The following is a 12,557-nucleotide window of genomic DNA, read 5'->3' on the forward strand; positions in this document are numbered from 1 at the left end:
CGCATTTTCTTTTGCGATCAAGCTATAACAGTGACAACCTCCAGCCGGTCGCCGAGGATGCTCTCGCGCCGGCCCGCCGGGATGAAGCGTTCTGATCTTCTTCGAAGTTTCCATATCCCTCGTAAATCCGCTCCCATGCCCGATCCGCTGCGGCGTGGCACTTTCGATTGGCGATAGGACCGCATGATCTCACCCCCTCCGCACGGCGCGCCGACGGCCGAACCGATCATCTCGCGAATCGTGACCGCGATCGTCGATTTTTGCCGGCGCTTCAAATGGGGCGTGCTCGCCCTTGCGACCGCGATCACGGTTTTTTCCGGCTGGTATGCCGCGACCCATTTCGACATCAACACCAACACCAACGATTTTATTTCCGCGAAACTACCCTGGCGGCAAAATCTTATCGCGATGGACAAGGCGTTTCCGCAGCGCGCCGATCAGATCGTCGTGGTCATCGACGGCAAGACGCCGGAGCTCGCGGAGGAGGCGACGCAGCGGCTCGCCGAGAAACTGCGGACCAAGCCCGATCTCTTCACTTTTGTGCTGCGCCCGGACGGCGGGCCGTTCTTCAACAAGAATGGCCTCCTCTATCTGCCGGTCGACGAGGTCAAAAACACCATCGACGGCCTGTTCAAGGCGCAGCCCTTCCTTTCCGTTCTCGCGTCCGATCAGAGCCTGCGCGGCGTCACCGACGCCTTTTCCTTTATTAACAGGGGCGTGCGCACCAAGGCCGGAACCTATGACGACTTCGACCGGCCCCTCGTCGCGCTTGGCGACGCCTTCGACTCGCTGCTGGCGGATCGTCCGACTTTCTTTTCCTGGCGCGGCCTCTTAACCGGCGAGGCGCCCGATCCTCGCGAACTGCGGCGCTTCATCCAGGTCAAGGCGGTGCTGGATTATTCCGCGCTGCAGCCCGGCGCGGCGCCGAGCAATTTTATCCGTCAGACCTGGGCCGAGATGGGCTATGCGGCGACGCCGGGCCTTCGGTTGCGGCTGACCGGTCTCGTGCCGCTCGCCGATGAGGAATTTGCCACCGTCGAGGACGGCGCGGGGCTGAATGGAGCGATCACCGGGCTGATCGTGCTTTTCATCATCTGGCGGGCCCTCCGGTCGCCGAGCATCGTCCTTGCGGTGACGGTCAGCGTCATCGTCGGCCTGTTCGCGACGGCGGCGGTGGGCCTTTGGATGGTCGGCGCGCTCAATCTGATTTCCGTCGCCTTCGCCGTTCTTTTTGTCGGCATAGGCGTCGATTTCGGCATCCAGTACAGCGTGCGCTATCGCGCCGAACGCCACAAGGTCGGCGATTTCGACCTAGCCCTCAATCAGGCCGCGGCGAAGGTCGGTCGTCCGCTCGCGCTCGCCGCTGCGGCGACGGCGGCCGGCTTTTATTCCTTCCTGCCGACCGACTATCGCGGCGTGTCCGAGCTTGGGCTGATCGCTGGCACCGGCATGTTTATCGCCTTTTTCGCCTCGATCACCGTGCTGCCGGCTCTGCTGGCGGTGTTCAAGCCGCCGGCCGAAGAGGAGGGCGTCGGCTATCTCTTCCTTGCGCCTGCCGATGAATTTCTGTCGCGTCACCGCCACGCGGTGGTGATCGGCACGCTCGCGGTCGCCCTCGCCGGAACGCCGTTGCTCGCGCATCTGCGCTTCGACTTCAATCCGATCAATCTGCGCAGCCCGAACGTCGAATCGGTGTCGACCTTGCTCGATCTCATGAAGGATCCGGCGACCGACACCAATACGATCGACGTGCTCGCGCCCTCGATCGAAGCTTCGCGCGGGCTTGCGGCACGATTGAGCGCTCTGCCGGAAGTCGCGCAGGTGGTGACGATCGAAAGCTTCGTGCCGGTCGATCAGGACCAGAAGCTTCCGCTGATTGAAAAAGCTGCTGTGGCTTTCGCGCCGATCCTCGATCCGACGCGCGCGCGCCAGCCGCCGACCGACGCCGAGGATGTCGCCGCGATGCTGAAGGCGGCGGACGCCTTTGAGGCGACCGCTGGCGACTCCAAGGGCAAGGGCGCCGATGACGCGCGTCGCCTTGGCGAGTTGTTGCGCAAGATGGCGGCGGCCCCGCCGGCGACGCGGGAGACGGCGCGCAAGGCGCTGCTGCCCGGCCTCGGCACGATGCTCTCCCTTTTGCGCGATTCGCTTTCGGCGCAGAAAACGACGATCGATTCGATCCCCGCCGATCTCAAGAGCGATTGGGTCGCCGCGGACGGGCGCGCGCGCATCGCCGTATCGCCGAAGGGCGACGGCAATGACAATGCGACGCTAACCCGCTTCACCGCCGCCGTGCAGCAAATCGATCCCGAGGCCACGGGCGAGCCGATCGCAATTCAGGAATCGGGCAAAACCGTCGTGCGGGCTTTCATCGAAGCCGGCGCCTGGGCGCTCCTCTCGATCAGCATCCTACTCTGGATCGTGCTGCGGCGGTTCAGCGACGTGCTGCTGACTCTCGTTCCGCTGCTGCTCGCCGGCGCGCTGACGCTCGAAATCACCGTGCTGATCGGCCTGCCGCTGAATTTCGCCAATATTATCGCGCTGCCCCTGCTGCTTGGCCTCGGCGTCGCGTTCAAGATCTATTTTGTGATGGCGTGGCGCGCCGGCACAACCAATCTCCTGCAGTCGAGCCTGACGCGGGCGGTGTTCTTCAGCGCCATGACGACGGCGACGGCGTTCGGCAGCCTGTGGCTGTCGAAACATCCCGGCACTTCGAGCATGGGCAAGCTGCTGGCGCTCTCGCTGGTCTGCACGCTGGCGGCGGCGATCCTGTTCCAGCCGGCGCTGATGGGGCCGCCGCGCAAGGTGGCCGATACCGGCGAGGACGACTGACGGCGCCGCCGATCCTCGTGCAAATTCCGATCAGATCTCACTCAATCTGATCGGCCGGAATATCGGCGTCATGCCCTACTGGACGACCCGGAATCTCGGCGCGTTATTGCCTTCGCTGGTTCCGCCGGTGGAGGCGCCGAGGGTATTCAGGTCCTTGAGGCCGCCCGTGCCCGCGCCGATGGCCGAGCCGGAGATGCCTCCTGTGCTGATGCCCTGGCTGGCGTCCTTCAGCCCTCCGGTCTGGGCGTTCAGGCCAAGGCCCGCGGCCGTAACGCCGCCGGTCAGGCCGCCCTGCGTGTCGTGATCCTGCAGGCCGCCGGTCCCGGCTTTGGCTGCATTATCGCGAATGCCGCCGACGGCATTGCCCAGCCCGAGGCCAGTCCCGCTCGTGCCGGCGCCGATATGGCCGGTGCCGGAGATAACCGCCGCCGCGCGCGCGCCGCCGAAGGCCGTCGCGGACGATGTCGTAATCGAAGTCGACGTTCCTGTGGAGCTTGTCGCTCCGGCGGTCGCATTGGCGTTGATGGCCGTGCCGGCGATGCCGCCGTTACGCGTAATGGCGGTCTGCGCCATGCTGACGACGGGAAAGCCGGCGCAAAGGGCGGCGCAGATAGCGAGCGGCGCCCGCCGCAGGATCATACGCATGTGATTGGCCTCATTCCCGGCTGCCGTCCATTCCGCGCGCGGCGACCATCGTCGCACGCTCATCATGAGAGCGGGCGCAGGCTTCAGCTATCCTGCTTGTTTTTTTCCTCCATGCTGGCTTTCAGCACAAGCAGCTTTGCGAAGGGAGAATTGGGATCTGGCGGCCGATCGTAGGATTTCTTCTGCGGTGTGGCAAAGGAGCCGCGCTGGGGCCGGCGGTCATTGTCCTGCGGCCGGCTGCTCCCCGCGCCCTGCCTCTCGTGCCGGTCGCGGTCGTTTGGACGTCCCTGTCTTTGGCCCGGCTTTCCGGGGGCGCCCGTTTGAGCGCCGGACGGCGCGCCGCCCTGGCGCTCCCTCGCGCCATGATCCTGATTGGCGCCGCCACGGCTGTTGCGCGGCCTCGAATGATTGGCGCGGACCTCGGCGGCTCCGGGTTCGGGCGCGGGCGCCGCCAGTTCGGGCGTTTCGCCGTGCGGAGCGGCGCGGCGGCGCTCCGGCCGCTTGGCCGCGCGGGCCTCGGGCCTGCGCGCGTGGAAATGCTGCCGGTGGGGACGCCAGACTTCGATCAGGACGGGCTCTGGCTCCGCTTGCCCCGCCTCGGTCCCGGCCGCATCGGGCGCGAGCTCCGAGGTCAGCTCCGGAGCCTCGGCGGCGGCCGGAGCGGCGTTCTCGTCGTCGGCCGGCGCTTCAGCGAACGGCTCCGGCGCGGCGACAGGCTCCGCCTCGGCGACGGCCTCGAGGTCCGGCGCAGCGTCCGGTCCGGCCTCGGGGACAGGCGCGTCCGGCTCCGACGCAATCACTGCGGCAACGTCATCCTGAAATATCGTCTCGCCGCTTCCAGGCTCGGCCGCTGCGGTCTCCGTCTCGGCCGAATCAACGCCGGCGGCGTCCTCATGCGGTTCGGCCGACTCAAGGGCGCCATGGTCGGCCTCGATCGTTCCTTCCATCTCGGCCGAAGGCGCAGCCTCGGCCGGCGGCGGCGCAAGCGGCTCGGTCGCCGCCTTTGGCACAAGAGGAACGGTGATCGCCGGTCCGGCCCGCCGTTCGACCACATAGCCGAGCGAGCGCAGGATGGAGGCGAAGCTTTCGCCGGAGCATCCCGCAAGGGAGGTCATCCCGACCGTGACGATGAAACTGTCGCCGTCGGCGGCGCCGGCCGGCGGATCGCCCGCCGTGGCGCCCGGGCGATAGGCGATCGCCGGCCGAATCAGATCGGCGAGACGCTCGAGGATGTCGACGCGCACGGCGCGCTCGCCGCAGACGCGAAATCCCGCGGCCCGGTAAAATCCCTTGGGAACGTCCTTGTCCGCGACGAAGGAGGTGCGGCCGGAGGCGGCGAGGTGCGGAACGTCGTCGATGCCCTTGATTTCCTCGACGCCGCCATTGGTCAAAGCCCAGAGCTGGGCGGCGAGGGCGCGGGGCGCCGGTTTGACGAGGCCCGGCAGATAAAGATGATAGGCGCCGAAGCGAACGCCGAATTTCCGCAGCGCGCCGCGCGCCTCCTGCGGCAGCGCCTTGACGTCCTCGGCGACCTTGGCGCGGTCAAGGACGCCGAGCGATTCAGCGATCTGAAACGCGACGCCCCGCGCAAGCCCCTCAAGCCCCTCGCTTTTTTCGAGATCGACGAGCGGGCCGAGCAGCTTCTTGACGTGCTGCGCCAGCCAGAGGTCAAGCCGCCGCTGGACATTCTCGAGCGCGGGTCCGGTAAGTTGCTCGTCGGCCAGAATGCGCAGCGTCGGCTCAAGGACATGCGGGCCGGCGGAGATCTTCGCGACCGGTTCGCCGAGCCAGCGGATCATGCCGTCATTGGCGAGGACGAACGCCTCATCGACGGCCTCATGGACGCGGGTGGCGCGCCCTTCGATCTCGCTCGCGAGCGCTTTCTGCGCCGCGGCGTTGAGCGCCTTGGCGGCTTCCCCGACCGCTTGCGGGTCGGGCGTGAAGCGAAAGCCGTTGAGCTGGCCGACGTGCTGGCCCTCGACGATCACATCGCCGCTATTCGTGACTTCCGCTTCCAACATGGCGTTCTCTCTGAGGCGGCGCATCAGCACGCTCGTCCTTCGGTCGACGAACCGCTGGGCGAGACGGGCGTGCAAAGCGTCCGACAAGGTGTCCTCTACCTGACGCGCGACCCCCTGCCAATGGTCAGGATCAAGCAGCCAGTCGGATCGGTTGGCGATAAAGGTCCAGGTGCGGACCTGTGCGATCCGTGCGGACAAAGCGTCGAGATCGCCGTCGACCCGGTCCAGAGCTCTGATGTGGCGGGCGAACCAATCGTCGGGAATCCGCCCTGCGCGCACCACGAACCCATAGACCGAAAGAACAAGCTCCGCATGCGCCGCTGGCGACAGCTTACGATAATCCGGGATCTGGCAACAGTCCCACAGGCGGGCGACATCAGCTTTCGTCGCCGCCTCACGCATGATTTTTTCCTCGCGGGAGGCGATGTCGAGCACCATCTGGTCCTCGGCGAGCGGCGCGCGCGTCAATCCAGGCGCGTTCGGCAGCACGTCGAGCGAGGCGGCAAGGCTGCGGATCGAGGAAAAATCGAGGCTGGCGTTGCGCCATTGCAGCATTCTGACGCTGTCGAAGCGATGCGCCTCCAGCGCCTCGACGAGATCTTCGTCGAAAGGCGGGCAGCGTCCCGTGGTGCCGAAGGTCCCGTCGCGCATGTGCCGTCCGGCGCGGCCGGCGATCTGGCCGAACTCCGCCGGGGTCAGGCGGCGAAACTGCCAGCCGTCGAATTTGCGGTCCGAAGCGAAGGCGATGTGCTCGACGTCAAGGTTCAGCCCCATGCCGACGGCGTCGGTCGCGACGATATAATCGACGTCGCCGTTCTGGAACATGTCGACCTGGGCGTTGCGGGTGCGCGGCGAAAGCGCGCCAAGCACGACGGCCGCCCCGCCACGCTGGCGGCGGATCCATTCGGCGATGGCGTAAACGTCCTCGGCGGAAAAGGCGACAATGGCGCTGCGTCGCGGCAGGCGCGTCATCTTGCGCTCGCCGGCAAAGCTCAGTTTCGACAGCCGCGGACGATCGAGGATTCTGACGCCGGGCAGGAGCTCATGCACCAGACGCTGCATCGTGGCGGCCCCGATCAGCAGGGTCTCGGAGCGGCCGCGATGATGCAGCAGCCGGTCGGTAAAGACATGGCCGCGATCGAGATCGGCGGCGAGCTGGATTTCGTCGACGGCGACGAAGTCGAGATCGAGGTCGCGCGGCATCGCCTCGACGGTGGAGACAAAATAGCGCGCGCCCTTCGGCTTGATTTTCTCCTCGCCGGTGATGAGGGCGACCGCGCCGGGACCAATTTTTTCGACGACGCGATTATAAACTTCGCGCGCGAGCAGGCGCAGCGGCAGACCGATCATGCCGCTTGGATGGGCGAGCATGCGCTCGATCGCGTAATGCGTCTTGCCGGTGTTGGTAGGCCCGAGAACGGCGCTGACGCCGTTCGTTGACGCGGCCCGGCGCGAGGCTCCGGCAGGAAAGGTGACATTCATGGTTAATCGCCGCCTGCGCCGATGGAGCGCCGGACCTGTCGCGCCTGACACCTCGAACGGACGCCGAAAGGTTGAGTTCCTTCGGTCCGAAGACCCGGCATGTCGCTCTCCCGGCCAAGCGCTTGGCCAAGCCGCCGCGACAGGATGTTCAAGCGAGGAGGCTGGAGGCCGAGGTCCATCGCTCCTCCTGTACCATAATGGCGCCGGCAGGCGCACCATTGTTTACGCTTCGAACGGGAGTGGAACGAATCGCGCCCGAATCGGCGCCGCGGCGAAATCCCGCTTTGTTCCCGGCTATATGATGACAGCGCGCGTTGAGGTCATACTGGATTTGGTTATTTGGGCTGTTTTCGCAAGGCCGGCCCGGCGATTTTCGCCGCGCTGTCGGCGATTTCGCGCGGACTCGGCTTCGTCACGCTGTCAAGCGGTCTGGCCTGTCAATTTACGATGGTTTCGAGCGCTACTCTGGCGACGCCCTGATGGCGGAAGCCGAGCGCGTCGGCTGCGCCGGTCGAGACGTCGACGATGCGGCCGGCGATGAATGGTCCGCGATCGTTGACGACAAGCAGAACGGATCGCTTGTTGGAGAGATTGGTGACGCGCACCTGGGTGCCGAAAGGCAAGGAGCGATGAGCGCAAGTCATATGGCCACGACCGCGATAATAGGACGCTTTACCTGTCCAGATTTGCGCTTGCGCTGCGGCGGACAAGGGAAGCAATGCGGCAGCGATGATGATGACTTTCCTCAATATCACAACTCCATAAATCCGTTGATACCGTTCATTGACGAACGGGCGCGGCTTATGGCCAGAGTATGTGATCAAAAAATGGCGATGTATTTTATATACTACTTGTTATGTTTACATTAGCGCCTTAATAAACGATCTATGTTTTACGCTCCCCGCATCTTTGTGGCAGTCACCGCAACTGATTTAGCGAGGTAGAGAGCAGAGTTGGTCTTTGGACTGGCAGAAGGCGGCCCCGGCCTTCGCCGCGCCCAAATCCGCGGCAAAGACACGGCGCGGAAGGGACGGCGGTTCAGCCGTTGAGGAGGAGCGCGACGCCGCAGACAATCAGGCCGGCGCCCAAAAGCTCCGCCTTTGAGGCGGCTTCTCGGAAAATCCACCGGGAGACGACGCGGGCGAAAACGACTTCGACGAGGCCGAGCGTGCGCACGGGCGCGGCCGACTGAACCGCGAAGGCGAGAAACCAGAACAGCGAGGCGAAAGCGCCGATAAATCCGGCAAAGAGCGATGGGCGCCATTGAGAGCTTATCGTGCGAAGCAGCGGGCGATCGAACAGAAGCAGCAGCACCAAAATGAGCAGAGCCTGGAAGGAAAGGGCGGCCGCAAGCGCGGCGACGGCGGCGATGATGAATGTCGGGCCATTGAATTCAAGAATGCCGGCGCGAAAGCCGATCGCCGAAAGCGCGAAGCAGGACGCCGACGCAAGTCCGAGGACGACTGCGCGTCGATCGGCGGTTCCGCTTAACCCCACGGGGCGACCCGATGAGCCGTGTTTGAAGAATCCCGGCGGCAGCGAAAGAATAGCGACGCCTGCGGTTGACAGCAAAATCGCCGTCGCGGTCGAAACGCTTGGCCTTTCGCCGAGAAAGGCGAGGCCGAAGGCCGCGATCTGAAGCGGTTCAGTCTTCGTCAGGGCGATTGTCGCGAAGAAAGACCGGCGGCGCATCGCCGCCAGCATCAGGCCGGTCGCCGCGATCTGCGCCACCGCCGCGGCCGCAATCCATGCCGCGCCCTTGAGCGTCAGCGGATTTGGCGCATACCCCGATATGCCGCAAAGAATAAACAAAAACAGCGCCGCGAAGGGCGCGCCGTAGAGAAACCGGACAAAGGCGGCGCCGGCCGGGCCTGCCGCGTCGACGAGCTCTCGCTGGGTCGCATTGCGCGCGGTCTGCGCCGCGGCCGCGATCAGCGTCGCGGGAATCCAGATCCAGGAAAAATTCATGAGGGATCACGACCAAAGTAGAGGGGGTGGCTGTCCCGTGGCGGTTCCGGCCTTTGCGGCCGTCGCGACGATGGGGACGAAGCTTCAATCAATTCAGGCTATTGGCAGCTATCGACGGCGCCGGCGACAGCCTCGGGTTGCATCCGGGAAAAAATGGTCGATTTGTCGCAGCAAGTCTTTTCATTCACGAAAAAATGCATTAGCGTAAGAAATACGGAAGGGGATACGGCGCTGGAGGGAATATCCTTTGCGTCGCCTTTCGAAATGAGCAGGCGCGAACCCACGTAGTGAAGAAAAACAGGGGGCGCCGGCAAACAATAAAGAGCCGACGGCATTGCCAGAAGCGGTCCAAGTCTAGGGGGGACGCCCGAAAGAGTATTGCGACAAGCCCATTGTCGCGGCTCCTTTAGGGAAGCGCAAGAAAAGCAAAAAAGCTGCAAGGCGCGGTCAAACGAGATCCAGGGAATTCGACCAATAGGTTGCCGAGCTATCCGATCGGAGGGCCGCCATTTTGGTTTTGATCGGGCTCAGCGCCTTGGTCTGGTTGTCTGGACGACTTATGAGGCCGTGGCTTTTCGGCCTCTCATTATTCCGACCGGAGCGCCGCCTCGACGCAGCGTTTCAAACGAGCCTGAAAGACGACGCGGAAAACGCGCATCCCGCAGGCCTCATGGAAGCAAAAAAACATCGCTTAGACTAAAGAGGCCGCTTGCGTTTCCGCAAGCGGCCCAAGTCTAGGGAGGAAACGCCCAAGGAGGGCATCGGCGACAACAAGCGTTGTCGCACTGCGATAAATGTACGCGTGCAGCGCACAAAAAGCAAGAGTCGGAAACATGCCGACCGCGACGGAATGGCGGGCGCCGCGCTGGTTTCAGCCAGCCGGATAAGCCGGGCATTCTGGATGGCCCGCCAAAATAAAGAGGCCGCTCGCGATTTCCGCAAGCGGCCCAAGTCTAGGGAGGAAACGCCCAAGGAGGGCATCGGCGACAACAAGCGTTGTCGCACCGCAATAATATGCACGTGCGACGCACAAAAAGCAAGTGCCGCTGACCTATTTTCTGACGGGTGCGTCAACTTGTTTTAGCTCCTTGTATTAATTGGCGTTTTTTGCGCGTTGCGACTCCAGCGACGGCCCTGCTGATTTTCGCCGCCAAAAGTGACAGCCCCTTTCGCTTGCGCGCCCTTACGATCTTCCGTTCAGATTCGGCTTTCAGCGTATGATCCGCACGGCAATCTATGATTTTGCCGATAACGCGATTCGATAAGAAAGCCTGATGATGACAGCTGTGGATTTTGCCGCGTTCGTTGAACGTCTCTCCGAGATCGCCTGCGAGACGATCCTGCCGTTTTTCCGCACCGCGCTCGGAGCCACCGACAAGAATGTCGGCGGAGCCTTCGATCCGGTGACGGAAGCTGACCATGCCGCCGAAGCGGCCATGCGGCGCCTGATCATGACGACTTTCCCAAATCACGGCATTATCGGCGAGGAATTCGGATCGATCCGCAGCGATGCGGAATTTGTCTGGGTTCTTGATCCGATCGACGGCACGAAAAGCTTCATCGCCGGGCTTCCGACCTGGGGCAGCCTCATCGGCCTCCTGCATAACGGCGCTCCGACCTATGGCGTGCTCGTTCAGCCTTTCACGCGAGAGCGCTTCATCGGCGACGGCGTCGGCGCGATTTGGCGCGGCCCGGGGCAGGCCGGCGAGCTGGTCGAGCGCAAGCTGACGACGCGCCTTTGCGACAATTTCACGGAGGCGACGCTGCTCACCACCTCGCCGCTGCTCTACGCGGAAGACAAGCTCGCCGCATTCCGCCGCGTTGAGGCGTTGGTCAGATTGTCGCGTTATGGCGGTGATTGCTACGCTTTCGCCATGCTTGCCGCCGGCCATGTCGATTGCGTGATCGAATCGGGTCTCAAGACTTACGATATCGCGCCGCTCATTCCGATCATCGAGGGGGCTGGCGGCGTCGTCACCGATTGGGCCGGAGGAAGCGCCGTTCAGGGCGGCGACATCGTCGCGAGCGGCTGCGCCCAGCTGCATGTCAGGGCGTTAAAGCTGCTGCAGGACTGAGCGCTCCACATCAATAAGTTGGAGCATGTCCTCGTCGTCCAGATGATTCCATCCGAACGGGACATGCTCCAAAGCAAAGGGCCGCGCCCTGCCGGACGCGGCCCTTGATGGAACGGTCGAGGCGGCGCGTCTATTCCATGGCGCGAAGCACCGATTCGACAACCTTCTTGGCGTCGCCGAACAGCATCGTCGTATTCGGCCTGAAAAACAGCTCGTTCTCGACGCCTGCATAGCCAGATCCCATGCCGCGCTTGATGAACAGCACCGTCTTGGCGTCCTCGACGTCGAGCACCGGCATGCCGTAGATCGGCGATTTCGGATCGGTCTTGGCGGCCGGGTTGGTGACGTCATTGGCGCCGATGACGAAGGCGACGTCGGCTTTCTTGAAGTCGTCGTTGATCTCCTCGAGCTCGAACACTTCGTCGTAAGGAACATTGGCCTCGGCGAGCAGAACATTCATGTGGCCCGGCATGCGCCCGGCGACCGGGTGGATCGCATATTTGACTTCGCCGCCGGCCTTTTTGATCTGATCGGCCATTTCGCGCAGGGCGTGCTGGGCCTGCGCCACCGCCATGCCATAACCCGGCACGATGATGACGAGCTTGGCCGCCTTGAGCAGTTTCGCCGCTTCTTCGGGCGTGCCCTGCTTGACCGGACGGTCTTCCACATGGCCGCCTGCTCCCGGGGCGGGCGCCGCCACCTCGCCGCCGAACCCGCCAAGAATGACGGAGATGAAGGAGCGGTTCATGCCCTTGCACATGATGTAGGACAGGATCGCGCCGGAGGAGCCGACGAGCGCGCCGGTGATGATCAAAGCGAGATTGCTGAGCGTAAAGCCGATGCCGACCGCCGCCCAGCCGGAATAGGAGTTCAGCATCGAAATGACGACGGGCATGTCCGCCCCGCCGATCGGCACGATCAGCAGCACGCCGAGCGCGAAGGACACGACCGCGATCGCCCAGAACACGATGTGATTGGCGGTTGTCGAAAAGGCGATGACGAACAAGAGCAGCAGTACGCCGAGCGCGATATTGATCAGATGCCGGTGCGGCAGCATGATCGGCTTGCCCGACATGCGGCCGTCAAGCTTCAGGAACGCGATCACCGAACCGGTGAAAGTCAGGGCGCCGATGGCGGCGCCGAGGGACATTTCGACGAGGCTGCTCGTGTGGATCGGCGATCCGAGCCCGAAGGCGCGCGGCGCATGCAGGGCGGCCGCCGCGACCAGCACGGCGGCGAGGCCGACGAGCGCGTGAAACAGCGCGACGAGCTGCGGCATCGCCGTCATCTGGATCGTGCGCGCCCGCCAGGCGCCGATGCCGCCGCCGATCGCAATGCCGGCGAAGATGATCAGAAAGGAGACGCCGCCGGCGGGGGGCTGATAGAACAGCGTCGTGATGATCGCGATCGCCATGCCGATCATGCCGGCGCGATTGCCGCGCCGCGAGGTTTCCGGCGACGACAGGCCGCGCAACGCGAAAATAAACAGGAGTCCCGAGACGAGGTAGAGGACGGCCGCGATATTGGCGTTCAT

General features: G+C 64.1%; 8 protein-coding genes. 3 read left to right on the top strand and 5 right to left on the bottom strand.

Annotated features, from left to right (window positions below; all coding sequences use genetic code 11):
- The first annotated feature begins 183 nt into the window (after positions 1-183).
- Positions 184-2,832, top strand: coding sequence for an MMPL family transporter (locus CR492_RS00535; RefSeq protein WP_102841774.1), 2,649 nt, complete (start codon positions 184-186; stop codon positions 2,830-2,832).
- A gap of 75 nt (positions 2,833-2,907) precedes the next feature.
- Here CR492_RS00535 and CR492_RS00540 read toward each other — a convergent pair whose 3' ends face one another.
- The 4 genes from CR492_RS00540 to CR492_RS00555 all read right to left on the bottom strand — a co-directional run bounded on the left by CR492_RS00540 (position 2,908) and on the right by CR492_RS00555 (position 8,948).
- Positions 2,908-3,477, bottom strand: a complete 570-nt coding sequence (locus CR492_RS00540) for a hypothetical protein (RefSeq protein WP_146030123.1) — start codon at positions 3,475-3,477, stop codon at positions 2,908-2,910.
- An 83-nt stretch (positions 3,478-3,560) separates the two neighbouring features.
- Positions 3,561-6,980, bottom strand: a complete 3,420-nt coding sequence (locus tag CR492_RS00545) for a helicase-related protein (protein ID WP_102841776.1) — start codon at positions 6,978-6,980, stop codon at positions 3,561-3,563.
- Positions 6,981-7,417: 437 nt separating this feature from the next.
- On the bottom strand, positions 7,418-7,729 hold the full coding sequence (locus tag CR492_RS00550) for a septal ring lytic transglycosylase RlpA family protein (protein WP_180982376.1): 312 nt from the start codon (positions 7,727-7,729) through the stop codon (positions 7,418-7,420).
- A gap of 289 nt (positions 7,730-8,018) precedes the next feature.
- The gene (locus tag CR492_RS00555) at positions 8,019-8,948 is read right to left on the bottom strand and encodes a DMT family transporter (RefSeq protein WP_102841777.1); all 930 of its coding nucleotides are present in this window, start codon (positions 8,946-8,948) and stop codon (positions 8,019-8,021) included.
- Between the two features lie 709 nt (positions 8,949-9,657).
- Between CR492_RS00555 and CR492_RS20330 the strand changes: the two genes are divergently transcribed.
- Entirely contained in the window at positions 9,658-10,032 is a 375-nt protein-coding gene (locus tag CR492_RS20330) for a hypothetical protein (protein WP_146030124.1), read from the top strand.
- Positions 10,033-10,225: 193 nt separating this feature from the next.
- Entirely contained in the window at positions 10,226-11,023 is a 798-nt protein-coding gene (hisN, locus tag CR492_RS00560) for a histidinol-phosphatase (protein ID WP_102842297.1), read from the top strand.
- A gap of 130 nt (positions 11,024-11,153) precedes the next feature.
- Here hisN and CR492_RS00565 read toward each other — a convergent pair whose 3' ends face one another.
- Positions 11,154-12,557 carry an NAD(P)(+) transhydrogenase (Re/Si-specific) subunit beta gene (locus CR492_RS00565; protein ID WP_102841778.1) on the bottom strand — a complete coding sequence of 468 codons (1,404 nt, stop codon included), beginning with the start codon at positions 12,555-12,557 and terminating at the stop codon, positions 11,154-11,156.

This window comes from Methylocella silvestris (assembly GCF_002891535.1).
Lineage (GTDB): Bacteria > Pseudomonadota > Alphaproteobacteria > Rhizobiales > Beijerinckiaceae > Methylocapsa > Methylocapsa silvestris_A.